This window comes from Shewanella sp. 433, assembly GCF_059338565.1.
In genome coordinates this window covers 3,444,932-3,469,887 of sequence record NZ_CM181703.1, presented here as the reverse complement: position 1 = coordinate 3,469,887, position 24,956 = coordinate 3,444,932, and the positions used below count along the sequence as shown (strand labels likewise).

Below are 24,956 nucleotides of genomic sequence, written 5' to 3'. Positions count from 1 at the left end.
TTTACCTTATTGTGCGGCAAGCTGAATATCATTGTTTTGCTTAAGTTTTGCCATCATCTGCTGACTAATCGCCAAGAATTGTTGTTTCTCTTTTTTGTCGATGGGCACTGACTGTGGCAGCTTAACCGTGCGCGGATTACGGTGCACGCCATTGACGATAAACTCATAATGCAAATGGGCGCCAGTGACTCGACCGGTAGAGCCGAGCGTGCCGATGATTTGCCCCTGTTTTACCGTTTGACCTTGCTTTACTTTACGCTTTTTAAGGTGCAGGTATTTCGTGGTGTAGGTTTCATTGTGCTTAATAAACACATAGTTGCCATTGTATTGGTTATAGCCCGACTTTATCACGCGCCCCTTACCCGCGGCTTTGATCGGTGTACCAACTGCGGCAACATAGTCTACGCCGCGATGAGCTTTTACTTGGCCAGTGACAGGGTGTAAGCGACGTGGATTAAAGCTTGAGCTGACATATTTAAAGTCCACCGGCGAGCGTAAGAAGGCTTTACGCATGCTGCGCCCTTCTGCTGAATAGTAGTTGCCATCTTTATAGCGCACCGCGGTATAGGTATCGCCTTGGTTGATAAACTCGGCAGCTAAAATATTGCCATTTTGCAGGAACTGGCCATCGGCAAACTCCTCCTCAAATAAGATGGCAAATTTATCGCCTTGACGCAGATCGAGCGCAAAGTCGACGTCCCAGCCGAAAATGGTCGCCAGCTGCATAATTTGATTCGGGGTTAATCCTGCGGTCACGCCAGCATTCCAAAAGTTACTGCTAATGGTGGCGCTGGCAAATTTAGTGCGCTGTTCTACCTGTTTAGTGAGCACCTCTTCGCTGTAGCCGCTTGCCTGCTTGCTAATGACTAAGGTAGAGATGGGATCAAGATGATAACGTAACTGGCTGAGTTCGCCGCTGCCGTTTTTGACTATGGCTATCTCTTCGCCGGGTAATATTTTAAGCAGATTTTTTTTGGCTTTAGGCAGTTGGGTTATTTCATATACATCACGGGGCGTGAGGTCGGCACGTTTAAACAGTTTGGCTAAGGTATCACCACTGCGCACGGTAAATTGCTCAGTGTGCAGCTCCATAGCTGGGCTTTCGGTTGCATCTGATGCTGCAACAAGATTATTAGGTGGTTGTTTTGGCTGACTGAGTTCGCTGACGATGTCGTCTACGCTGGGGGCATCTGGAGTTCTAAAGGCCAGCGGCACAGGATAAGCTTTGGCATTATCATTGGAGTTGATATCGTGTTGTAACGGCGCTTCATCGACCAAGTTGATGGTGCCAGAGAGCGTGCTATTGGTGGCGCGCGAAGCTTGTGCATCGTCGGTAGGTAATAGTAATACCGCTAGGGTGACGACCAAGAGAATGCCCAACAATATTTGATGTAGTTTGGGTAGTAATTTTAAGAGTGTAATGACCTTTCCCATTGACTCCGATACCAATTTTCAAGACTTAAGCGATTCCTGTAAGTGTACACTCTTTCATTTGTGCTGGCTAACAAGTAACATGAGTCCCCCGTAATTTATCTATAGGCTCTTAGGAGTAGCTGCCAAAATGGCTGATTTAGACCAAGCATTAGCAGAAATACAACGTGGTACCGATGAGATCCTTCTCGAAGCGGATTTACTGGAAAAGCTGAAAGAGGGGCGTCCGCTGCGCATTAAGCTGGGTGCCGACCCTACCGCGCCTGACATCCATCTTGGCCATACCGTTATCTTAAATAAGATGAGAACTTTCCAAGACTTAGGTCATGAAGTTATCTTCTTAATCGGTGATTTCACCGGCATGGTTGGCGATCCAAGTGGTAAAAATAGCACTCGTCCTCCGTTGACGCGCGAGCAGGTATTGGCTAATGCCGAGACCTATAAGCAGCAAGTGTTTAAGATCCTCGATCCCGCTAAGACCCGCATTGAATTTAACTCAAGCTGGCTGGAAGATCTGGGCGCAGCAGGCATGATCCGTCTGGCATCACAGCAGACCGTCGCCCGCATGATGGAACGTGATGACTTTAAAAAGCGCTATGCCTCGGGTCAGTCTATTGCCATCCACGAATTTATGTATCCTCTGCTACAAGGTTATGATTCAGTTGAACTTAAAGCTGACGTAGAGCTAGGTGGTACCGACCAGAAGTTTAATCTGCTTATGGGGCGTGAGTTACAAAAAGCGGCAGGGCAGAAGCCGCAAACTGTGATCATGATGCCACTGCTTGAAGGCCTCGATGGCGTGAAGAAGATGTCTAAATCGGCGCATAACTACATTGGTGTTAGCGAGCCAGCTGGTGAGATGTTCGGTAAAATCATGTCGATTTCAGATGACTTGATGTGGCGCTACTTCGAACTGCTCTCTTTCCGTCCGCTAGGCGAGATTGAGCAGCTTAAAGCCGATGTTGCCCAAGGCACTAACCCAAGAGATGTAAAAATTGCCTTGGCTAAAGAGATCATCGCCCGTTTCCATGATGAAGCTGCAGCAGAAGCGGCTCATCAAGAGTTTATCAACCGTTTCCAAAAAGGTGCGCTACCTGAGGATATCGAAGAGATTGAACTTGTCGCGGGCGAGGGCATTGCCATTGCGAATGTGCTCAAAGAAGCAGGCTTGGTTGGCTCGACATCTGATGCCATGCGAATGATCAAACAGGGCGCAGCCAAGATTGATGGTGTTAAGATTGAAGATACCCGTCTGCAGCTGAGCGCTGGCACCTCGGGTGTGTTCCAAGTGGGTAAGCGTAAGTTTGCCAAGATAACGCTAGTCTAAGGTAAGTTATAACGCTGATGAGGGTTATTGACTCACTTGCTATGCTAAAAAAGCCTGCAGCTGCAGGCTTTTTTGTGTCTGGAACATTGATGCCAAAAGCCAGGGAGGGATATTTTTGGTATTTGTGTCTGGAGCATTGATGCCAATGGTCAAATGGTATTAACAGACGGCTCTAAATTGCGGGCTGATATTGATGACCTCATGTGCAGATACCACTTCGGGCCGCCACGAGGGCATCTTCGCCTGCTTAACGAAAACGTCCATGTTTTCGATACCCTAGGTTATATCTGCACCTAAGGCGTAGTCTCTTAACTGTATAAACGGGGGACAATCTGATTACTGACTCAATCTAATGGGTATTACGCCAAACTCCCCAACGTCACTGGGTGGCGAGTTGATCTTGCATCGTCTGATAGTCCATCAAATCTTCGTGGGCGGTCACCCTATGATTGGTTACATCCAGCTTTACTGTGGTCACTCCTGGAATGGCCAGCTCAATCACCTTACCCGGTTTACCAAATAAACTGCCGGGACCTCGATAATGGTAGTTGCCAATCATCACCACCAAGGAGCCTGCGTTATACATGTGCTCAATATTAAAGTCATACTCTAATACACCACGGTGAGCGCGTTCGAAAAACTCTAAGATATCGCGTCTGCCTTGGTATTTTTTACTGGCAGTGCGATCGAAAAACACGCTGTCACGATTATAAAAGGTGCTCAGCGTACGGTAATCATGGTCAGTCAGCGCCTGAATATATTTAACCGCCATCTGCTGCTCGATTGGCATATCGCCCGGCTTGGCCTGAGTGATGAGTGGTATTAACACTAAGATGCTAGTTAAAAAATATTTGATCATTGTTTGGTATTCTTTAAATCAAAAGCGGGAAGTTTTAAGTGCCATTTTATCGCGGCTAAGCGAATGAACAGCGCGCTTATCAAGGCTAAACCAAAGGCTGCTTTATTATCGGCCCCTAACTGCAGCGCTACCGTGTAGCCTATCCCGCCACAAATAGAGGCGGTAGCATAAATCTCGGTGCGTAAAATCATCGGCACTTGGCGACAGAGCACGTCCCGAATAATGCCGCCTCCTACGCCAGTTATCAAGCCCATAACGACCGCAATCATGCCACTTAAGCCCAAATTAAGCGCTTTCTCAGCGCCAATTACGGTAAATAGCGCTAAACCAAAGGCATCGGCGACAGGCAGGGTGTATTGAGGGACTTTTTGAGGTTTTCGGATAAAAATTAAGGTTAACAATATGGTGGCGAGGATCACTATGATGTAATTCGGGTCGCGGATCCAAAATACCGGCGTGGTGCCCAGCAAAGCATCGCGGATACTGCCTCCGCCAATGGCGGTCACCGATGCCAGTACAATCACCCCAAAGGGATCCATGCGATGACGGCCGGCGGCTAACGCGCCAGACAGGGCGAATACTGCGGTGCCGAAAAGATCAAAAAAATAGACCCACTCTTTCATTGATCCAACTCTTTAAGGTGGAAGTTGAGCGCATCGACGGAAATGCGGATCTCGATAACCGACAACACCAGCGAATACAACAGCAGCAACAGGCTAGTGCCAAAAATCACCGAGCCGGTTTTATTGAATCCGATATAGATAAAAATCATACACAATACGCACAGTGCGAAACTCAATACCCCCGCCTCTTGCATGCGGCGAATGATCACGATGCGTTGGCGTAAGTTTTTTAGTTGGCCACTGTGCACCGGTTTGCCTTGACTGCTGAGGCTGCGAATAAGGGCTGCCAGTGAAAAGAAACGATTAGTGTAGGCCAGCAACAATAGCGAGATGGCCGGAAACAGTAATGCAGGCGTGGTCAAAGAGACGTGTAGGTGATTAAACAAGGTGATGATGCCCAACAGTTGGTAAGCGTGCCACAATGGCGTAATTCTAATCTATTGGCGTGTGTCGAGTCCAACATTAGTGACGACTTAAACTAATGGTTTATAACGACAGTTTGGCTTATTAAGCCTCCAATAAGTGGGCAATTAAAGTACGGCGGCCAAGCCAGTTACAGATAGCGTAGCGCGGTCCAGAGCAGCGGTACTAACATTAAAGACACTATCCACAGCGTATTGGTGCTGCTCACTAAACGCAGCGCGCGTGGCAATACGCTAACATCGGGTTTGTGTGGTGGGCCGACTTTGTCCAGCGGTACTTTGACACCGTTAAATTTCACCGGCCCGCCAAGCTCCACATTTAAGACATGTGCGGCGATGTTACACGTCGACAGGTGATGATTAATGGCGTAATGGCTTCTGCGGGGACTAAGCAGCGCCTTGAGGGCTCTGGGGCCACCTTGGATTGCTAAGGTAAAGTTCCATAACATGCTGGGCACGAAATAGAGTGTGTAACAAAGATAATAAGCGGGCTTGCCAAAGTGGCGGTAACGCGGGTTAACCGCCGGCCAACACAGTTGTAATTGTTTCAGCATGCGCGCGCCCAGCACTAAGGGGGCGCCGCCAACAATAAAAAATACAATAGCGGCGACGATGCCATATACCGGTGTGGTGAGCAGTTTTTCGGTAATGGCTTTGCTTAACCCCACCTCAGATAAGCCTTGGGTGTCGCGTCTAAGCCAACCTTTAATTAAGGCGCGGGTTCGGGGTTTATCGGCGTGTTGTAAGGTTTGTGATGCCTCCTCTGCTACCCTATAAAACTGCTCATCAGATAAACATAAGTACAAGACGAGAAAATCGAAAAACCAAGGGAAGGCAGCCAGTTGTAGTAAGAAACTGATGATAAGCCAAAAGGGAACTAACAGTAAAATTATCGACAGTAAGCCTGCCGTCACTTGCTGGGAAGAGGAACGCTCGGGGTGATTAACCTTATCAGACAGCCGCAGCGCCAGTTGACTATAGAGATAAAGGGGCTGCATGGCTCTGGGCAGCGGCGCTAACTTTGCCAGTAATATCGACACCAATAAGAGTGCCGCCCCTTGGTAGAAGGGACTGTCTTGCATAAACTGTTGTGAAAAGTCTGGCAGCATGGCGAAATCCAGTTTGATGCTAAGCGCTACTTTATCTCGGCTACAGCGCCGGTCAATATCAACCCTGCGCCCTCATCAAGTCAGGCGCAGGCGTTCATGCTTACAGCTGTTGCAGCAAGGCTATGACCATTAATGCTGAGTGGTGGCCCGCTTTGACGATATAGCTGTCAAAATCCACTGGCGAGTCATTATTGGCATTATCTGACAATGAGCGGATCACCACAAACGGCACGCCAAATTGATGACATACCTGAGCAATTGCCGCCCCTTCCATTTCACAGGCCGCCATCGTTGGGAAGTTAGCTAGCATCGTTTTGGTGCGAAGCGGATCGCAGATAAAGCTATCGCCCGTACAAATTAATCCTTCAATCGCTTTCACTTCGCCTAAGCTAGCAACGGCTTTTTTAGCGGCGTTGACCAAGGTCGCGTCGGGAATAAAGGCGGCTGGTTGCTGCGCCATTTGGCCAATCTCATACCCAAATGCGGTGACATCCACGTCATGGTGGCGCACCTCTGATGAGATAACGATATCGCCAATGGCAAGGCTATCGACAAAGCCGCCAGCCGAGCCTGTGTTAATCACATAATCGGGCGCATACTTTTCAATCAGCAAGGTGGTCGCCACGCTGGCGGTCACTTTACCTATGCCAGAGCGAGTCACCACCACCTCTTTGCCAGCCAGTTGCCCGGCAACAAATTCGATACCTGCGATGGTGTGTGACTCAGGGTTCGTCATAGAGGAAATAAGGTGAGCAACTTCTGGCTCCATGGCGCCGATAATACCAATTTTCATTGAATGACCTTTAGTGATGTATTGATGTTCATGAGGCGCTGTCATGTTTTATCTGCGCCGCGCTTAATGGGCGCTAATATAGCAAACAAGTGGTTCTGTGGCGAGATCGCTTGCCGTAATGACGGCTAAGCTCATCTATTGCAAGAATGATTGCTTGCCGCATGCCTTTCGTGCAGGTATTTCGGTGGGGCGCTGCAAGTATATCCCTATACGCTCGACGGTGGCATCCATGCCACCAACCCCCACTGCCATACCTACACCGACTTATCACTCTCTTCGATTTAGCCGTAATTGGTATCCACAGAATCGTAAACAGCAAAATCGTTTTGGACAAAAGTGTGTTGGCCTTCGAATGAAGGTGTTGGATTTTTTGGGCTTGTAGCATTTAGTCGAGTTAGTTTTTATGTATTGATGGTCGCGTTAACCTTCATGGCAACCCATTGCCTGCAGCATGCCTTCCGTGCAGGTATTTCGGTGGGGCGCTGCAAGTATATCCCTATACGCTCGACGGTGGCATCCATGCCACCAACCCCCACTGCCATACCTACACCGAGTTATCACTCTCTTCGATTTAGCCGTAATTGGTATCCACAGAATCGTAAACAGCAAAATCGTTTTGGACAAAAGTGTGTTGGCCTTCGAATGAAGGTGTTGGATTTTTTGGGCTTGTAGCATTTAGTCGAGTTAGTTTTTATGTATTGATGGTCGCGTTAACCTTCATGGCAACCCATTGCCTGCAGCATGCCTTCCGTGCAGGTATTTCGGTGGGGCGCTGCAAGTATATCCCTATACGCTCGACGGTGGCATCCATGCCACCAACCTCCACCGACATACCTACACCGGCTTATCACTCTCTTCGATTTAGCCGTAATTGGTATCCACAGAACCGTTAAAAGCTAAATTGTTTTTGGACAAAAGTGTGCTTGCCTTCGAATGAAGGTGTTGGCTTTTTTGGGCTTGTAACATTTAGTCGAGAACATTTAGTCGAGTTAGTTTTTATGTATTGATGGTAGCGTTAACCTTCATGGCAACCCATTGCCTGCAGCATGCCTTCCGTGCAGGTATTTCGGTGGGGCGCTGCAAGTATATCCCTATACGCTCGACGGTGGCATCCATGCCACCAACCCCCACCGACATACCTACACCGGCTTATCTATTTCTTCGATTTAGCCGTAATTGGTATCTACAGAACCGTTAAAAGCTAAATTATTTTTGGACAAAACTGAGTTACGAAATGTAGTTCTGCACTACAGATTAAAGATAAAACATGATGGTGATTCATATATAGGATAATATCTTTACATCAATAGCTTATGTAGGAACCTCGTATGGCAAAGCAGTTTATGTTAATGGAACCAAAAAATGAGAATTTTAACGAGTTGATTGGTGGCTCAAGTAAATACCTAGTTCCTAGATTTCAGCGTGATTACGCTTGGGATATTGAACAATGGGAAGACCTTTGGAATGACATAAATGCCCTAGATGAAGAAGGCTTCCATTATATGGGCTACATAGTTTTACAGCAAACTGAGCAGTATCAGTTTGAAGTGATTGACGGCCAACAGAGGTTAGTGACACTTTCAATAATTGTTCTCGCAGCAATGAAAGCTCTTTCGGGTATGATTGAAAGAGGTGAAGATGAGGCCGATAACAAGGAGAGGCTTGATGAACTTACCAAGAAGTTTGTTGGTAATAAAAATCTAATCTCGTTAAAAGTTGTTAGTAAGCTAGAACTAAATCGAAATAACAACAGATATTTCCAGAAGATATGTTCGACACTAGAAGCGCCAAATCATCGAGGGATCACATCTACTAATAAGCTAATTAGAAAATGTTTTGACTTCTTTAGCGCAAAAGAGTTTGGAATTACTGGTGCAGACATTGCGCAGTTCATAATGAAATTCTCTTCTGCAATGATCTTTACAAAAATTATTGTCCAAGACGATTTAAATGCGTATAAAGTTTTTGAAACCCTTAATGCACGTGGTGTTCAGCTCTCAACCCCAGATCTATTAAAAAACTATTTGTTTTCAATTGTTACCAAAAACAACGACATTGAAGATGAAGAGTTAGATGACTTGGATGAGAATTGGTCAGAGCTAATTGCTCAGCTAGGTGAAAGTAATGTGTCAGACTTTGTCCGATACCATTACAACTCGCATAGGAAAATGGTCACTAAAAAAGAGCTTTTTTCATCTATGCGTAAAGTAGTCACAACACCTCCAGAGGCTTACGCTTATCTTAAAGAGCTAATCGAGTATGCCCCGATTTATGCGTCACTCATAAACCCTAGTGATTCATGGTGGGTTGAACAAGCCCAAGAATATAAAGATTCGCTCAAGTTCTTAGTTGGTATTAGGTTGTTCAATATTAAACAACCATTAGCGGTTCTACTCCCTGCATTCAAGCACTTCACACCAAAAGAGTTTGTAAAAAACAGTTCAATATTTATACGTTCTGTCTATTCGATATAACGTAATTTGTCATTTGTCGCCAAGTGAACAAGAATCACTTTACAACCAAATAGCAATAAAGGTATCAGGAAAAGAGTATAAAAGAGCAGGCCATATAAAGAATAGTGAAGAGTTCAAGAGGTTATACCCAAATGATGATACATTCTTTAATGCTTTTGAGTTTCACCGAATGCCAAGCAGGCAAACAGCGAAGAAAATTAGATTCCTGCTTGCAGAGATTGAGAATCATCTTGGATTCCATTGTGACTTCAATAAAACAACGTTGGAGCATATTTGTCCTTATAACCCTGAAAAGCAATGGGTTGATAGCTTTGGTGAAGGCATAAATGATGTTAAAGATCGTCTGGGTAATATGCTTCTACTTGATAAAGATGAGTTAAAACGGGCAACTTTTGAAGAAAAGAAAGGTGCATACGGCAAAGCTCAATACCATTTGGCTCAGAAAGTCACTGAATACGATGAGTGGAATTTAGACACCGTTAACGAACAACAAAAATGGATGGCCGAGCAAGCTGTTAAGACATGGCGTGTTGACTAAGAACATAGGACATACCACAGGTAAATAGAAGTTCCGTTCTTATAGAACATATCTCTGCAGCAAACACATTCTGGGGCAAAAGCACATTAGCTTTTACTCATTACTCGTATCAAGTGAAGCTAAATCGAAGAGACAGAATAACCCAGTGTAGATACGGCTGAGGGTATCGAAAACAGGGACGTTTTCGTTAAGCGGCCATGGACGGCGCAAAGCGCCCCTAAGCAGTATCTGCACATTAGCGAGCCGCAGGCTATTAATTGCCATTAAGGTGCGTTTTCATAGCACATCAATAAATGAAAATTCAGCATAACGCTGCTCAAGTAAACTTAAAAAAATGCCAAGCCTTCATTTCAAGGCCAGCAAACTTTGGGGCAAAACTGAGTTAGCTTTCTACTCGCCACTCACACCAAATGCAGCTTAATCGAAGAAACGTTAGAACCCAAGTGTAAACGCGACTGCGGCCTTTGCCAGCAGGGATGCTGGCGTAGAGCCCACAAGGATGTGCTTGCGGTGTGTCGCAGAAGTGTTTGCACATGAGGTCGTTCCTTCACATCCCTGTGATCACGACATTGGTGCTGCCATGCACAGCACCTGCGGTAGGCAATTAGCTAAAGCGGGTTAACGCTTAATGAACTCTCACCGCAGGTGGTAGGTAGCCATGAAGGTGCGACCTTCAAAATCAACCTCGTTTTCCCGAGGCAAAAAAAAGCACTTTAACTTCACTCAAAGTTAAAGTGCCAATCACAAGCAAACCTTTGCAGTATGCCTAACGGTTAGGCTTCAAAGCTGTTTAAGATCCCCATGGCGGCATCGCGGCCTTCGGCAATCGCGGTGACGACCAGATCAGAGCCGCGTACCATATCGCCACCAGCAAACACTTTTGGATTACTGGTTTGAAAGGGGTTATCGGCCACCTTGGGCGCGACCACCAATCCCCACTGATCCAGTTCTACACCGTGATCAGCCAGCCAGCTTGCTGGGCTAGGCTGAAAACCAAAGGCGATGATAATGGCATCGGCCTCAATCAGTTTTTCGCTGCCTTCGATAGGCTGTGGACGGCGACGACCTGAATCGTCGGGCTCACCAAGTTGCGTCTCGACGCACTCGATGGCGCACACCACCCCGTTTTCGGTCTTAATGGCGGTCGGTTGACGGTTGAACAGGAAGTTAATGCCCTCTTCGCGGGCGTTTTGCACTTCGCGGCGAGAACCTGGCATGTTTTGTTCATCACGGCGATAGACACAAGTGACCTCACTGGCGCCTTGACGTATGGCGGTGCGCACGCAATCCATGGCGGTATCGCCGCCACCGAGCACTACCACTTTTTGCCCAGCAAGGCTCAAATATGGCGATTCGCTCGACTCTGTCCCCATGATGTGGTGAGTGTTACCGATAAGATAGGGCAGGGCTTGATAGACGCCTTGGGCATCTTCATTCTCCAGCCCTGCTTGCATCGCTGTATATGTCCCCATGCCAAGGAATACGGCGTCGTACTGGTCGAGCAGGCTATCGAAGCTGATATCTTCACCGACCGTGATACCAAGTTTAAACTCGATCCCCATCCCTTCAAGCACCGAGCGGCGAGTCGCCATGACCGCTTTGTCCAGTTTAAAGGCGGGAATACCATAGGTGAGCAGGCCACCAATTTGCGGGTTCTTGTCATACACCACAGCTTGTACGCCATTACGGGCAAGAATATCTGCACACCCAAGCCCAGCAGGCCCTGCGCCAATGATCGCTACGCGCTCAGGGCGGGCGGTCACCTTACTCATGTCTGGGCGCCAGCCTTGGGCGATGGCGGTATCGGTGATGTATTTTTCAACGTTACCTATGGTGACAGCGCCAAACTCATCGTTGAGGGTGCAGGCGCCTTCGCACAGCCTGTCTTGTGGGCAGACTCGACCACAGATCTCGGGCAGGGTATTGGTTTCATGGACTAATTCTGCCGCTTCTAAAATGCGTCCCTGCTGCGCCAGTTTTAACCAGTTAGGAATATAGTTGTGCAGTGGGCACTTCCACTCGCAGTAGGGATTACCACAGTCGAGACAGCGGTCGGCTTGCTCGACGACTTGTGGCTGCGCGAACGGCTGATAGATCTCGATAAACTGGGTCGCGCGCTTTGCCGCTTGGTGTTTTGTCGGATCTTTACGGCCTACTTCAATAAATTGAAAGTCATTGCTCATTTGAAGTTACCCCGCTACTACTGAAAGTGCTGTATCCGATTGCTCGAGTCGTAACAGATCATTAAGCGCGATATTTTTCGGCTTAACCAATACGAAGCAGTCGATCCAGTTTTCAAAATCATTTAATAACATCTTAGCGTGTTCACTGCCGGTTTCAGCCAAATGTTCTTCGATCAGGCCTTTAAGATGTTGCTGTTGAATGGGTGAGTCGACCTTATGGGTGTCGACCATGTCGGTATTCACGCGGCGGTTGAAGTGGCCGAAGCGATCAAACACGTAGGCAAATCCGCCGGTCATCCCCGCGCCAAAGTTAACTCCAGTCTTACCCAGCACCAAGACTATGCCGCCGGTCATGTACTCACAACCGTTATCGCCAACGCCCTCGACGACGGCAATGGCGCCAGAGTTACGTACGCCAAAACGTTCACCCGCTTGGCCTGCGGCAAACAGCTTACCGCCGCTAGCACCGTAGAGGCAGGTGTTACCGATAATGACGCTCTTTTCGCTTTGGAACATGCTACCAATAGCCGGATAGATGGTGATCTTGCCACCAGACATACCTTTACCAACGTAATCGTTAGCATCGCCACACAGATTGAGCGACAGCCCAGGGGCGTTCCATACCCCAAAGCTTTGGCCTGCACTGCCGCTAAAGTTGAGCTTGATGGGGGCTTTAGCCCCTTTAAGGCCAACGGTCGTGGCAATATGGCCTGAAAGTGCGGCGCCTACAGAGCGGTCGGTGTTGTTGATCTCAAAGCGGCCTTCAAAAGATTCGCCTTGCTCAACCGCCGTTTTAGCGGCTGTCACAATCGCTTGGTTGAGTTCGCCTTTATCCGCGGTTGGGTTGATCTCCTGCCACGTGAGTGCGCAACCTGCGGGCACGACGGGTTTATGTAAAATGGCCGACAGATCTAACTGTTGTTGCTTAGGTGTTGTGCCTTCAAGGGCACTGAGCCAGTCGCTACGGCCGACAAGTTGTTCAAATTCGGTGACGCCTAAGGCGGCCATCCATTCACGAATTTCTTGGGCCATAAACTCAAAGTAGGTCATCACCCGCTCTGGCAAGCCGTGATAGTGGTTATCTCGCAGCTGTTTATTTTGGGTGGCAACACCGGTCGCGCAGTTGTTTAGGTGGCAGATACGCAGGTATTTACACCCTAGCGCTATCATGGGCACGGTACCAAAACCAAAGGTTTCAGCCCCGAGCAGTGCCGCTTTAATCACATCGGTGCCGGTTTTGAGCCCGCCATCGACTTGGAGACGAATTTTATGGCGTAAGCCATTAGCCACCAGCGACTGATGCACTTCGGCGAGCCCTAGTTCCCATGGACTACCAGCATATTTCACCGAAGTGATCGGGCTGGCACCGGTACCGCCATCGTAGCCAGAGATGGTGATCATATCGGCGTAGGCTTTAGCAACCCCGGTGGCAATGGTGCCCACGCCGGGTTCTGATACCAGTTTGACCGAGATCATCGCCTTAGGGTTGATCTGTTTTAGGTCGAATATCAGCTGCGCCAAATCTTCAATCGAGTAGATATCATGATGCGGCGGCGGTGAAATCAGTGTGACACCTGGGCGGGCATTACGCAGCGCGGCAATTTCGACACTGACCTTATCACCCGGTAGCTGTCCACCTTCACCGGGCTTAGCGCCTTGGGCGACCTTAATTTGTAGCACTTCGGCGTTAACTAAGTAGTGCGCGGTCACGCCAAAACGCCCTGAGGCAATTTGTTTAATGGCTGAGTTGCGCTCCGAGTTAAAGCGGCGTGGATCTTCGCCGCCTTCGCCAGAATTTGAGCGACCACCAAGACGATTCATGGCGACGGCTAGCGCCTCATGGGCTTCTGGGCTGAGCGCGCCGATACTCATGGCGGCGCTGTCAAAGCGTGGGTAGAGGGTTTGTGCCGCTTCGACGGTATCGATATTGACCGGGTTTTGGCTGGCGTTCACTTTCAACAGGTCACGCAGGGTCGCCACGGGTCTGTCATCCACCAGTTGGGTAAAGCGTTTATATCCTTGGTAATCCTTATCGCGTAAGCAGGCTTGCAGGGTGTTGACCACATCAGGGTTGAAGCAGTGGTATTCGCCGCCTTCAACATACTTAAGCAGGCCGCCTTGAGGCAGCGGTTGATGAGGTTGAAACGCCCGTTTTTGCAGCTTCTGTTGATCTTGTTCTAACAGGTCAAAGTCAGCGCCTTCGATACGGCTAATGACGCCATTGAAGCACAAGTCGACCACGCTTGATGATAAGCCTACCGCTTCAAACTGCTGACTGCAGCGGTAAGAGCCTACTGTGCTGATGCCCATCTTAGACATGATCTTACGCAGGCCTTTGTCTATGCCTTGGCGGAAGTTGAGCATTAAGCGCTGGGTTTCGCTGATCCCACGGGTCGCGGCCAGTGCTGAGATACTCTCGTAGGCCAAATAGGGGTAGATGGCAGTGGCCCCAAAGCCAAGCAATACCGCAAAATGATGTGGATCGCGCGCCGATGCGGTTTCAACAATGATGTTAGTGTCGCAGCGTAAGCTGTTGTCGACTAATACCTTTTGTACTGCGCCTACCGCCATGGCGGCCGGGATCACTTGCTTGCGCTTGTCGGTGGCTCGGTCTGATAAAATCAGCAGCGTGGTGCCGGTGCGGGCTAAGCGCTCGGCTTCATCGCAGATGCGAATGATGGCGGCTTCTAGCCCCTCTGACAGATCATAATTAAGGTCAACGGTCTTGGCGCGATAGTTACTTGAGTCTAAGGCTAATAGCTGATTAAAATCACTAAAGAGTAAAATAGGCGAGTTAAACATCACTCGATAGGCATGGCCTGTGGTTTCGTTAAACAGGTTTTGTTCGCGGCCAATACAGGTGGCAAGCGACATCACATGCTTTTCGCGCAGGGGATCGATGGGTGGATTGGTGACCTGAGCAAACTTTTGCCTGAAATAGTCATACAGGGTGCGTGATTGCTTCGATAACACCGCCATTGGGGTGTCATCCCCCATGGAGCCAGTGGCCTCTTCGCCTTTATCGGCGAGCACCCAAATCACCTGCTCGAGCTCTTCGCGGGAATAACCAAATTGCTTTTGGTATTGCACTAAGGTGTCGGCTGAAAACTCGCAAACCCCTTGGGCTTCGGCGGGCATCTGCTCGGCGGGGATCAAGGTTTGGCTGTTTTTGGCCATCCACTCTTTATAGGGATGACGACGCTTGAGATCGTTATCGATCTCAAATGAGGAGTAGAGCTGACCGTTAAGGGTATCGAGCACCAATAGCTCACCAGGGCCTACGCGGCCTTTTTCGACCACTTCGTCGGGGGCGTAATCCCAAATACCTATCTCAGAGGCGAGGGTTAAAATACGATCTTTGGTGATCACATAGCGCGAGGGGCGCAGACCATTACGGTCGACGGCGCAAGCCGCGTGACGCCCATTGGTCATGACGATGCCAGCCGGGCCATCCCAAGGCTCCATATGCATGGAGTTAAAGTCGTAAAACGCCTTGAGCTCATCATCCATCTCTGGATTACTCTGCCAAGCAGGTGGGATAAGTAAGCGCATGGCGCGGTACAGATCCATGCCGCCAGCTAATAGCATTTCGAGCATATTATCCAGTGAGGAGGAGTCTGAGCCTGTCTCGTTGACAAAGGGCGCCGCTTGCTGCAGATCGGGCAGCAAAGGCGCATTAAATTTATAAGCGCGCGCTCGTGCCCATTGCCTGTTACCCGTAATGGTATTGATTTCGCCGTTGTGGGCTAAATAACGAAACGGTTGTGCCAATGGCCACTTGGGTGAGGTATTGGTTGAAAAGCGTTGATGGAATAGGCAGATAGAGCTTTGCAGGCGGATGTCGGCCAGATCTGGGTAGAAGGCCGGCAGATCTGCTGGCATCATTAACCCTTTATAGACGATGACTTGGCCTGAAAGGCTGGCAACATAAAAATCTTTGCAGTCGCTCATCTGCTGTTCAAGCCGGCGACGCGCCATATAGAGGCGTCGTTCTAAATCTTTTTCACGCCAGCCGATAGGGGCATTAATTAACACTTGCCAGATCTGTGGCTGGCTCGCTTGGCCAATCGGGCCTAGTACGTCGGCATCAACCGGGACTTCACGCCAGCCGGCAACACTTAAGGTTTCTTTTTCTAATTCACGTTCGAGTAAGTGTTTGGTTTGTGTTGCTAGTTGTTCATCTTGGCTTAAAAACAGCATACCTACTGCGAATTTACGGCTAAGGTGCCAGTCATTTTCAGCGGCAATGGCTTCGAAAAATTTAATCGGAAGTTGCATAAGCAAACCACAGCCATCACCTGTACGGCCGTCTGCAGCAATACCACCGCGATGTTTCATACGGTCGAGACCGTGGATCGCAGTTCGTACTATTCTATGGCTGGCTTCGCCATCCATCTGGGCGATTAAGCCAAAGCCACAGTTATCCCGTTCAAAACTGGGGTGATACAAGCTCATATAAAAACTCCCTAATACTACTAACTAAAACACGTCGGGGAAGTTACGATTGCTATACACCCGAATCAACCAAATTAACTTTAGCCTGATAAAAGGTCAATTCAAATTTATGCATAAAAGTGGGTTGGGTGGTGGTGGTTTGCCTGCGTAATTATGCAACCTTACGTTAACGTAAGCTGTTCATTGATTGCTATAACATTATGAATAAAAACAATTTTGGTTTTGGGTTTATTTTTGGTTTACCAAAATTTAACAATCGAGCGGGTGGGTTTTATTTTTGGGAAAGTGATTTTTATTGCAGGTGTGATGAATTATTTAACAGATCTTGGCTGTGGTTAACACTTTGACCGTTTTAGTATGTGACATGTCGCTCGTTTGTGATTGTGGGAAATAATGCAATGAGGCTTGTTTGAGGTAGGCCAAGGTTTATTGTATTGGGATTCGCTAAAATACCGCCCCATTTATTGATAGAGACAACCTTGTGGGACTAGATAGCTTCGTAAATACCTTTGGGGTGCAGTGCCGACAAAAGTATGGCCAGCGATTAAAAAAATTAACCATAGACGCTAAGTTTACCTGCCCCAATCGTGATGGGTCACTTGGGCGTGGTGGTTGCACCTTCTGTAATGTGGCTTCGTTTAGCCACGAACATGGAACCGTAGAGACTATCGCCGAGCAGTTAGCCCAGGGGCGTACGCGTGCTCAGGGGAAGTCATCAAAGTTTATCGCTTATTTTCAAGCCTATACCAGTACGTATGATGAATATAAGGTGCTTAAGCAAAAGTATGATGAAGCGATAAAAGAGCGTGATATTGTCGGTCTGTGTGTTGGGACGCGACCAGATTGTGTACCCGATGAGGTGATTGAACTGTTGGCGCAATATCAAGGCCAAGGGCTTGAGGTTTGGTTAGAATTGGGGTTACAGAGCGCCAATCCAGCAACCTTAAAACGGATTAACCGTGGCCATGGTTTCGATGAATATCAGGATACCGTGCAACGTGCAAGACGAGCGGGGCTTAAGGTGTGCACTCATCTGATTTTAGGCTTGCCCGGTGAAACCCATGAGGATTATGTCACTACCCATAAGGCCGTGCTTGCCGCTGGTGTTGATGGATTAAAGTTACACCCACTGCATATTGTCGAGGGCAGTACTATGGCCAAAGCATGGAGAGCGGGGCGTTTACCGCTGCTGTCTCAGGCAGAATATGCTCATAGTGCGGCGGAGCTGATCCGTTTCACCCCACAGGATATCGTGTTTCATCGGGTGACCGCTTACGCTAAAAAACCTATGTTATTGGCACCGGACTGGTGTGGTTTTCGCTGGGATGGGCTAGTCGCTATCGTCGATGACTTAGCCAAGAATGGTGGCCAAGGGCATTATTTGTCGCAAGCATAAAAGTGTTTATATTCACTTTAGTCTTCATGCCGCTGCCCAATAACGTGAGTCAGTCGCTCAATATTGGGCCAGCTATGTGTATCTAGTTAGGTTATTAGCTAAGGCCTGTTTGCATAATTTGCGCGTTAACGGCAATGTTTATGCAATAGCTTTAACGGCTTGTTGCGCAAGTGTTAATTGTGGTGTTTTTTTCACGTCATCTGCTTCAAGTTGGTTGCGCAGGCCATAATTGGCGGTATTATGAAGTGAATGAACAGTATTAGAAAATAAGCATTAAATTTAAGAGGTGTCTAAATATGGCGACAGTTGAGTTAGAATCAATTTTAGATCTAAACACACTAGAGCAATACTGCAGCGCAATTGGTGCTAGCACCTTGCTTAAAAGTGTCGTCTTATTTGAGCAGCTCATGCCTGAGTATGTCGGCAACCTAGTCAATGCCAACGCTGCGCAAGATAAAGATACCTTATGCTCTGAAGCTCATAAATTTAAAGGCGCGGCCGGCTCTGTCGGTTTAAAGCGCATTCAAGAGTTTGCTCAGTTGCTGCAACATGGTGAGTCTCCTGAGTGGGCCGCTGGTCATGATGCTTGGCTACAAGTGATTGTCGATAATGCCAGTGATGATTTAGCCCAGCTAAAACAGTATTTACAAGCTAAAGGCTAACCTTAGCCGATGAAAAAGCCCTCGATGAGTCATCATCGAGGGCTTTTTTTATGCTAAAAAATTGTCGATAGCGGCGATGTTCACAATTTGGGGGAAATACAGCAGCCATCTTGCGAGCGGTTATGTTAGATTAGACTTAAATTGAGTATTTGAATATAAACACAGGTTGGTAATCGATTTTATGAAACATTTACCGAGTCTTAAAAATCTCTACTATCTGGTGAATCTGCACCAAGAACAGAACTTTAATCGTGCGGCTAAATTGTGTCATGTCAGTCAGTCGACGCTCTCTAGCGGGATCCAAAATTTAGAAGAGCAGCTAGGGCATCAACTGATTGAGCGAGATCATAAGTCGTTTATCTTTACCGCGATAGGTGAAGAGGTGGTATTACGCTCGCGTAAATTACTGACCGATGTAGATGATTTGGTCGAGCTGGTTAAGCATCAAGGTGAGCCAATGACGGGGGAAATTCGTCTAGGATGTATTCCGACCATCGCGCCGTTTCTACTCAGTCGAGTCGTCAAACATTGTCAGGCTAGTTATCCTAATTTAACCCTATTTTTAAAGGAAGATACCACTGAGCGTTTGCTCGATGCTTTGGGGAAGGGAGAGTTAGATTTATTGCTGTTGGCTTTACCTGCCGACACCAGTGGTTATCACAGTATGAAGGTGGGAATCGATCCCTTTAAGCTGGTGATGCACCGCGAGTTATCATCTGATATTACCCAGCCGATAGATTATAAAACACTACCCGATGAGAGTATTTTCTTGTTGCAATCGGAGCACTGTATTACTGGACATGCGATTAGTGCGTGCCGCTTGGGAGATAGTGATAAGATAAACCCGTTTGCGGCGACCAGTTTACATACGCTAGTGCAGATGGTGAACAGTAAATTAGGCACGACATTTTTGCCTCAAATGGCAATCGATGCGGGTATTTTAAAAGATACCGATTTACTCGCCATGACGCCACCTGGTGAAGCGCCCTATCGTGATATTGGTTTGGTATGGCGACAAACTTCGAGCCGTATTATGACTTTTAGAACCTTAGGCAAGGCAATTGAAAACTTACTGGCACCACCGCAGCCGTAAACTAGCTCTTTGAGCCTCGAGGGGAAACACCAAACACTTCTATAGAGTGTTGTTTCCCCTTCAGTTTTATTGGGCCTAAGTGATTAAATTCATAGCTACTTTCGCCAATGTCTAATTGAGAATGCAGTGCACCTGATATCAACATACGTTGTCCAAGTGGGTTACATTGGTCTTGGAGTCTGGCAAGAGTATTGAGTACATCACTGAAGAAGCTGATCTCCTGTTTTTGCACCCCCACCACAGCCGCTACAACTTGACCGCAATGAGCGGCAGCCTTAAATTTAGGCACAAAACCATACTGGTCTTCAAAATATTGGCGTTGCCAATTGAGCTGCTGGCTGAACTCATAATAGATATTGAAACTGCGATCGTGAACGATACCTTCCTCTAATGGCCAGTAGATGAGCACCGCATCACCCATATAGCGATAAATTTCGGCATCATTGTTGATAACTGTGTCCGATAACAGGCTAAAGCAATCTTGAATAAGGCGGCTAAAACGATAATCGCCCAGCGACTCGGCATGGGTCGTGGAGGCGACCATATCTAAGTATAAAAACAGCCGTTGTTCATATCGAGGGCGATGGTATTTACCTAAACCGATATTGAGCAGTACCTTAGGGCCAACCAAGAGCGCCATCTGTTCGATAAAGGCTAAGCCAACACGTACGGCGACAAGGTAGATGATTAAGGCTTGAAAGGATGGACTATAGAGAACATGGGCCGTGAGCATTTGCCGCAGAGTGGCCATATGATTTTCTATGGCCCACATATTTAGGTATTGTGTTATATAGGCCAGTGTCGTTGCACCGAGCAATAAAAACAATCCTTTAAAGATAACAGAAAACAGATAGGGCAAGCGGTTGATGGCGCTAAATTCAGCAATGATGTTTGACATCCAATGCAAGCTGCCAAAAATAATGCCCATATAAATCGCTAATGTTGCAAGATCGGCACTACCCACAGCCCATTGCGGTAACTCTGGGGTTTGGGCATAGCGAAAAAAGACAAAGGCCGCCATAGCGATTGTCCAAGCGAATATGGCAAAAATGAGCTTCTTTGCTTGTCTGCGCGCTCTCACGGTAAAGAATAAACCCTAATACTACTTATATCTCAGAATGCGCTAGTGTATAGAAAACCGACCTACAATTTCCAGTGATATTTGTGATCTAAGTCAAATGAAGTTGAGTTGTACTAAAAAAGCCTGTGTCCAAATGCAGTATTAGATAGGTGGCATCTATTATTGACTGTTTTATGTGCTTATTTGTGGTTTACTAAATTAGTATAAGTTGCTGCAGAGCTTGTTGGCTCTACACCTTCGGCTGAGCAGTGTTGATTGTGGTTATGTTTTGTCAGCCTTACTCTTTGTGCCAGTAATTCGGCACTTTACTTGTCCATAACTTACTTTTCGGATAATCCGGATAAATAGTTATTGAGTATCTGTTGGGTGAAGGGGATTTTTAAATAAAACCCTCTTGGATTCGTTAGCTTAATCTTGCCATCGGCTGCAATGCTTTGGGTCATGGAACGACTGTTGGCACCTTTCGGGCGCAGTTGTAACACTTCGCCGTGACGTGCGGTTATCTGTTCGACTTTACCTAACGCAATTAATTCCATTATCTCTTCCCAGTCCTGACGGATCTGAGCGAACTCTTGTACAGAAGGGGTCCATAGAATAGGCATACCGATTTGCCTATCGCCAACAGGTTTGGTTCGTATTCCTTCAACTGGGATCCACAACACTCGTTGCAGTTTGTGAAACACCAGGCTTTGTTGCCAACTGAGTCCCTGAATATTAACCAGTGGCGCCACGGTAACGTAAGTGGTCTCCATCGGCTTACCCATTTCATCTACCGGAATGGTTTTAAGCTCGACGCCTAGGTGCAGAAAGTCTTGTTCAGGCTTAGAGCCTGCCATTGCGCCCAGTTCATGTTCGATAAGTTGGCCAATCCAACCTTTATCTCGCTTGAGATCAGTCGGCACGCAAATATGATGTAACTCTGCCAGTTGGCCTAGGGTTAACCCTGCCATGTCTTGGGCACGTTGCATCAGTTCATTTAGTGTTTGTGGCGGGCGTGGTGTGTTGGTCATGGCTCGATTTTACTGTACTTATATCATTTAGCCAACGCGGTTAAAAACTGCTCGCTGACATCTTTGTGAAGTGGATTTAAATGGCTTTCAGCTTAAGTTGTTGATTTTAATTGTTTTGCTGTTTTTTTATTTTCTGTTAAAGCGGCGCGTAATTCGCCTACCAAGTTCTTTCCCAGCGTTTCCAACATGGTTATCCACAGAAATATTGGATAACTCTGGTTTTAAATTTTTAATTGCTAAGTATTTGTCCCTGTCAAGCCTAGTAGACCGTACTCTATCGCCAAATTTGATAACCTTATACTTTTGCCTGTGTATAACCTTAATCATGGTAGCGCTCCTGTATGGTAAATTATTATTTTGGTTAAAATGTGTTCTGTTTTTATGTGTCACTCTGATTAAAAATGGTTAATGTGTTTTATGTTGTTTTTAATCAGTTGCTTATGGTTTGCTGCTTTGGTGCGAATAAGGCTGCAATTTCAGTCTTAGCTGATTGTAATAACATTTTTAACTGAGTTTCAAACAGAGATATCCACAGATTTTGTGGATATCATCGCGTGTTTTTTACCGCCTCTGTTGATAAAAATAAATATTTGGGTTTTTTATCCAAATAATATCTGTTATTAGGCAATTGCCTAGGATCTCACTTTGTGAAACAATCGATCCATTAAAATTTGATATTTGGAGTCCATGTGATTGATAGTGACGGCTTTCGTGCAAATGTAGGCATCATTATCTGTAATCGCTTTGGGCAGGTTATGTGGGCTAGAAGATTTGGTCAGCATTCCTGGCAATTTCCACAAGGTGGCGTTGATGAAGGCGAAAGTGCCGAGCAAGCCATGTATCGGGAGTTGTATGAAGAGGTTGGGTTAAAAGCTGAGCATGTGCAAATTTTAACTTCAACTCGTTCCTGGTTGCGTTATAGATTACCGAAACGGTTAATTAGGCAAGACAGTAAACCTTTGTGTATCGGCCAGAAGCAAAAATGGTTTTTGCTACAATTAAAAAGCCAAGAGTCAGCTATTGACTTGGGCGCCAGCGGTCACCCAGAATTTGATGATTGGCGTTGGGTGAGTTACTGGTACCCTGTGAGACAGGTTGTGTCGTTTAAGCGAGATGTTTATCGAAAAGTAATGAAAGAGTTTGCCCCAACGGCCTTGCCGTTTCAGACGCAAGAGCCTTCCCACAGTGGCAGAAGACGAGGTCGCCGCAGGTAGAAAATAGCATAAGGAGATCAAGTCCGTGTTAAAAACGCTTAGAGACATAACTCAGGCTGTCGCAGCTGCCGACGATCTCCAATCTGCTTTATCCCTATTGGTGAGCCAAACTAAATCTGCCATGGCAACCCAGTGCTGCTCTATTTACATTCTTGAAGACAATCAATTAGTTCTCTCTGCTACCGACGGCCTAGATCCGCGCGCCGTCGGACAGGTTAAAATGCGCCTGACCGAAGGGTTGGTGGGGCTTGTCGCCGAACGCGAAGAGCCTGTCAACCTTGCGGATGCACAGTTACATCCCCGTTTTAAGTTATTTTGCGAAGTCGATGAAGAAGATTTTCGTGCCTTTCTTGCTGTTCCCATTATTTATCAAAAATTGATCTTAGGTGTGCTGGTCGTGCAGCAGGCCGATGCGCGGCAATTTAGCGAGGCGGAGGAAGCATTTTTAATGACCCTTGCTGCACAGTTAGCTATGGCCGTTAGGGAGCAGCGTAAGAAAGCCGAAGTCAAGTTGACACCTAATAAGTGTGTGTATACAGGGGTGCCTGCGGCCGATGGGGTTGTGATTGCGAATGCCATGGTGATTGGTGGCGATATTGCTTTAGAACAGCGCGATGAGCTGAGCAGTGATATTGCCGCTGAACTCGCCTTACTCGACAACGCTCTTATCACCTGCCGTAACGCCTTGAGCGTGCAATCTCAGCGTTTTGATGGTGAGAACGAGAAAGAGGTACAGTCAATCTTTACTGCCTTATTGTTACTGCTTGATGATAGTAGTTTGGGCGGTGAATATGTGCGTGAGATCCAAGCTGGTTGGAGCGCCATATCTGCGGTAAGTCGAGTCTCTTTACGTTATATCGAGCAATTTTTACAGATGCAAGATCCCTACTTACAAGAGCGAGCCAGTGATATTCGTGACCTAGGTCAGCGAGTATTAAGGGAGTTGATTGAACCGCAGAAAATGCATATCGAACTTGATGTGCCAGTGGTTTTGGTGACCAAAGAGGCCACTGTCACTATGTTGGCTGAATTTCCTGAGCATAAACTGGTTGGGATTGTGACCGAATTAGGCGGGGTGAACTCCCATGCGGCGATATTGGCTCGCGCATTTGGGGTGCCAGCCGTGATTGGCGTTGAAGGTATTTTAAATGCAGGTATCGACGGTAAGCTTATGATTCTTAATGGAAGTAGGGGGCAAGTGTTAGTGTCACCTACCCCCACTTTAATCAAAGAGTATCGTAGCCATATTGCCGCTGAAAAGGCCTTGCAAGACCGCTATGCTCAAGAGTTAGCTTTACCTGCCATTACCTTAGATGATACGCGAGTACATTTGTACCTCAATGCCGGTTTGCTTAGCAGTTTGGCCTCGGAGATTGCCGAAGGTGCAGATGGCATCGGTCTGTATCGCACCGAAATTCCGTTTATGTTACAGAGCCGTTTTCCCAGTGAAATGGAACAAACAGAGGTTTATCGACAAGTGCTTCAGGCTGCAGTCGATAAGCCGGTGGTGATGCGTACTTTGGATGTCGGTGGCGATAAGCCGTTGTCTTACTTTCCCATTATTGAAGATAATCCCTTTTTAGGTTGGCGTGGCATACGGTTAACATTAGATCATCCAGAGTTGTTTTTAGTGCAGTTACGGGCGATGCTCAATGCGGCTGGCTCGGGTGAGCAATTGCATATTTTGCTGCCAATGGTCTGTTGTCTTGACGAGATAGATCAGGCCATTGGTTATTTGGAACAGGCATATAGTGAGGTAAAGCAAGATGTTCATCCCGCATTAGTTAGGCCCAAAATTGGCATAATGCTTGAGGTGCCGGCGCTGTTATTTCAGCTTGAAGAGGTGGCGAAGCGAGTCGATTTTATTTCGGTTGGGTCTAATGATTTAACCCAATATTTGTTAGCTGTTGATCGTAATAATCCTAGAGTGAGTTCGCTTTATGATTGTTACCATCCAGGTATTCTTAGGGCGTTAAAGCGGGCGCGATTGGAGTGTGACCAATACCAGTTACCAGTGAGTGTTTGCGGTGAACTCGCAGGTGAGCCCATTGGCGTTATTTTGTTGGTCGCGATGGGATTCAATCAGTTAAGTATGAACCAAGGTAGTTTAGCCAAGATAAATTATCTTATTAGACGAGTTTCTTACACGGATTTAAGTGAACTATTAGTACAGGCGTTATCACAGTCTAATGGCGCCGAAGTGAGGCAATTAGTGACAGAGTTTCTTTCTCATCGACAGTTAGCCGAGTTTATCTAAAGGTTAATTGAATCATCTTAGCTGCTAAG

General features: G+C 47.1%; 19 protein-coding genes. 8 read left to right on the top strand and 11 right to left on the bottom strand.

Annotation, left to right across the window (positions count from 1 at the left end; all coding sequences use genetic code 11):
* Positions 1–6 precede the first annotated feature (6 nt).
* Positions 7–1,434, bottom strand: a complete 1,428-nt coding sequence (locus AC5YB1_RS15385; protein ID WP_494519889.1) for a peptidoglycan DD-metalloendopeptidase family protein — start codon at positions 1,432–1,434, stop codon at positions 7–9.
* A gap of 127 nt (positions 1,435–1,561) precedes the next feature.
* On the opposite strand from AC5YB1_RS15385, the gene tyrS reads away from it, so the two are divergent.
* On the top strand, positions 1,562–2,758 hold the full coding sequence (gene tyrS / locus AC5YB1_RS15380; protein ID WP_494519888.1) for a tyrosine--tRNA ligase: 1,197 nt from the start codon (positions 1,562–1,564) through the stop codon (positions 2,756–2,758).
* A 379-nt stretch (positions 2,759–3,137) separates the two neighbouring features.
* Here the strand turns inward: tyrS and AC5YB1_RS15375 are convergent, their stop codons facing one another.
* The 5 genes from AC5YB1_RS15375 to AC5YB1_RS15355 form a co-directional block, all read right to left on the bottom strand.
* Positions 3,138–3,617: a nuclear transport factor 2 family protein gene (locus AC5YB1_RS15375; protein ID WP_494519887.1), complete on the bottom strand. Its 480-nt coding sequence runs from the start codon at positions 3,615–3,617 to the stop codon at positions 3,138–3,140.
* Entirely contained in the window at positions 3,614–4,240 is a 627-nt protein-coding gene (locus AC5YB1_RS15370) for a trimeric intracellular cation channel family protein (protein WP_494519886.1), read from the bottom strand. Before AC5YB1_RS15370 ends, AC5YB1_RS15375 begins: the two co-directional genes overlap by 4 nt.
* A complete protein-coding gene (locus AC5YB1_RS15365) occupies positions 4,237–4,626 on the bottom strand; it encodes a DUF2721 domain-containing protein (RefSeq protein WP_494521657.1) in 390 nt (129 codons plus the stop codon). Before AC5YB1_RS15365 ends, AC5YB1_RS15370 begins: the two co-directional genes overlap by 4 nt.
* Positions 4,627–4,793: 167 nt before the next feature.
* The gene (locus tag AC5YB1_RS15360) at positions 4,794–5,771 is read right to left on the bottom strand and encodes a cobalamin biosynthesis protein CobD/CbiB (RefSeq protein ID WP_494519885.1); all 978 of its coding nucleotides are present in this window, start codon (positions 5,769–5,771) and stop codon (positions 4,794–4,796) included.
* 100 nt (positions 5,772–5,871) lie between these two features.
* Complete coding sequence (locus tag AC5YB1_RS15355; protein WP_494521656.1) at positions 5,872–6,564, bottom strand: 5'-methylthioadenosine/adenosylhomocysteine nucleosidase; 693 nt, start codon at positions 6,562–6,564, stop codon at positions 5,872–5,874.
* 1,328 nt (positions 6,565–7,892) lie between these two features.
* Here AC5YB1_RS15355 and AC5YB1_RS15350 point away from each other — a divergent pair.
* Both AC5YB1_RS15350 and AC5YB1_RS15345 read left to right on the top strand, forming a co-directional pair.
* On the top strand, positions 7,893–9,038 hold the full coding sequence (locus AC5YB1_RS15350) for a DUF262 domain-containing protein (protein WP_494519884.1): 1,146 nt from the start codon (positions 7,893–7,895) through the stop codon (positions 9,036–9,038).
* A 13-nt stretch (positions 9,039–9,051) separates the two neighbouring features.
* A complete protein-coding gene (locus tag AC5YB1_RS15345; RefSeq protein ID WP_494519883.1) occupies positions 9,052–9,576 on the top strand; it encodes an HNH endonuclease family protein in 525 nt (174 codons plus the stop codon).
* A gap of 93 nt (positions 9,577–9,669) precedes the next feature.
* Here the strand turns inward: AC5YB1_RS15345 and AC5YB1_RS15340 are convergent, their stop codons facing one another.
* The 3 genes from AC5YB1_RS15340 to gltB all read right to left on the bottom strand — a co-directional run bounded on the left by AC5YB1_RS15340 (position 9,670) and on the right by gltB (position 16,214).
* Entirely contained in the window at positions 9,670–9,840 is a 171-nt protein-coding gene (locus AC5YB1_RS15340; protein ID WP_494519882.1) for a hypothetical protein, read from the bottom strand.
* Between the two features lie 509 nt (positions 9,841–10,349).
* Positions 10,350–11,759, bottom strand: coding sequence for an FAD-dependent oxidoreductase (locus AC5YB1_RS15335; protein ID WP_494519881.1), 1,410 nt, complete (start codon positions 11,757–11,759; stop codon positions 10,350–10,352).
* A 6-nt stretch (positions 11,760–11,765) separates the two neighbouring features.
* A complete protein-coding gene (gene gltB, locus AC5YB1_RS15330) occupies positions 11,766–16,214 on the bottom strand; it encodes a glutamate synthase large subunit (RefSeq protein ID WP_494519880.1) in 4,449 nt (1,482 codons plus the stop codon).
* 481 nt (positions 16,215–16,695) lie between these two features.
* On the opposite strand from gltB, the gene mnmL reads away from it, so the two are divergent.
* From mnmL to oxyR, 3 genes are all read left to right on the top strand, one after another.
* The gene (gene mnmL, locus AC5YB1_RS15325) at positions 16,696–17,610 is read left to right on the top strand and encodes a tRNA modification radical SAM protein MnmL/YtqA (protein WP_494519879.1); all 915 of its coding nucleotides are present in this window, start codon (positions 16,696–16,698) and stop codon (positions 17,608–17,610) included.
* A gap of 296 nt (positions 17,611–17,906) precedes the next feature.
* Positions 17,907–18,272, top strand: a complete 366-nt coding sequence (locus AC5YB1_RS15320; RefSeq protein WP_494519878.1) for an Hpt domain-containing protein — start codon at positions 17,907–17,909, stop codon at positions 18,270–18,272.
* A gap of 181 nt (positions 18,273–18,453) precedes the next feature.
* Positions 18,454–19,365 carry a hydrogen peroxide-inducible genes transcriptional activator OxyR gene (gene oxyR, locus AC5YB1_RS15315; protein ID WP_494519877.1) on the top strand — a complete coding sequence of 304 codons (912 nt, stop codon included), beginning with the start codon at positions 18,454–18,456 and terminating at the stop codon, positions 19,363–19,365.
* A 1-nt stretch (position 19,366) separates the two neighbouring features.
* Here oxyR and AC5YB1_RS15310 read toward each other — a convergent pair whose 3' ends face one another.
* Positions 19,367–20,446 carry an adenylate/guanylate cyclase domain-containing protein gene (locus tag AC5YB1_RS15310; protein WP_494519876.1) on the bottom strand — a complete coding sequence of 360 codons (1,080 nt, stop codon included), beginning with the start codon at positions 20,444–20,446 and terminating at the stop codon, positions 19,367–19,369.
* Between the two features lie 320 nt (positions 20,447–20,766).
* Positions 20,767–21,456, bottom strand: coding sequence for a DNA mismatch repair endonuclease MutH (gene mutH, locus AC5YB1_RS15305; protein ID WP_494519875.1), 690 nt, complete (start codon positions 21,454–21,456; stop codon positions 20,767–20,769).
* Positions 21,457–22,145: 689 nt separating this feature from the next.
* On the opposite strand from mutH, the gene rppH reads away from it, so the two are divergent.
* Both rppH and ptsP read left to right on the top strand, forming a co-directional pair.
* Positions 22,146–22,670 carry an RNA pyrophosphohydrolase gene (rppH, locus tag AC5YB1_RS15300; protein WP_494519874.1) on the top strand — a complete coding sequence of 175 codons (525 nt, stop codon included), beginning with the start codon at positions 22,146–22,148 and terminating at the stop codon, positions 22,668–22,670.
* 25 nt (positions 22,671–22,695) lie between these two features.
* On the top strand, positions 22,696–24,927 hold the full coding sequence (ptsP, locus tag AC5YB1_RS15295; protein WP_494519873.1) for a phosphoenolpyruvate--protein phosphotransferase: 2,232 nt from the start codon (positions 22,696–22,698) through the stop codon (positions 24,925–24,927).
* The last annotated feature ends 29 nt before the right edge of the window (positions 24,928–24,956 follow it).

Bases quoted from the DNA above. Each gene is read 5' to 3' on its own strand.
- AC5YB1_RS15385 (WP_494519889.1), bottom strand. From the start codon at position 1,434: ATGGGAAAGGTCATTACACTCTTAAAATTACTACCCAAACTACATCAA.
- AC5YB1_RS15335 (WP_494519881.1), bottom strand. From the start codon at position 11,759: ATGAGCAATGACTTTCAATTTATTGAAGTAGGCCGTAAAGATCCGACA.
- AC5YB1_RS15355 (WP_494521656.1), bottom strand. From the start codon at position 6,564: ATGAAAATTGGTATTATCGGCGCCATGGAGCCAGAAGTTGCTCACCTT.
- tyrS (WP_494519888.1), top strand. From the start codon at position 1,562: ATGGCTGATTTAGACCAAGCATTAGCAGAAATACAACGTGGTACCGAT.
- mutH (WP_494519875.1), bottom strand. From the start codon at position 21,456: ATGACCAACACACCACGCCCGCCACAAACACTAAATGAACTGATGCAA.
- AC5YB1_RS15350 (WP_494519884.1), top strand. From the start codon at position 7,893: ATGGCAAAGCAGTTTATGTTAATGGAACCAAAAAATGAGAATTTTAAC.
- AC5YB1_RS15340 (WP_494519882.1), bottom strand. From the start codon at position 9,840: ATGGCAATTAATAGCCTGCGGCTCGCTAATGTGCAGATACTGCTTAGG.
- AC5YB1_RS15360 (WP_494519885.1), bottom strand. From the start codon at position 5,771: ATGCTGCCAGACTTTTCACAACAGTTTATGCAAGACAGTCCCTTCTAC.
- gltB (WP_494519880.1), bottom strand. From the start codon at position 16,214: ATGAGCTTGTATCACCCCAGTTTTGAACGGGATAACTGTGGCTTTGGC.
- oxyR (WP_494519877.1), top strand. From the start codon at position 18,454: ATGAAACATTTACCGAGTCTTAAAAATCTCTACTATCTGGTGAATCTG.
- AC5YB1_RS15375 (WP_494519887.1), bottom strand. From the start codon at position 3,617: ATGATCAAATATTTTTTAACTAGCATCTTAGTGTTAATACCACTCATC.
- AC5YB1_RS15370 (WP_494519886.1), bottom strand. From the start codon at position 4,240: ATGAAAGAGTGGGTCTATTTTTTTGATCTTTTCGGCACCGCAGTATTC.
- AC5YB1_RS15320 (WP_494519878.1), top strand. From the start codon at position 17,907: ATGGCGACAGTTGAGTTAGAATCAATTTTAGATCTAAACACACTAGAG.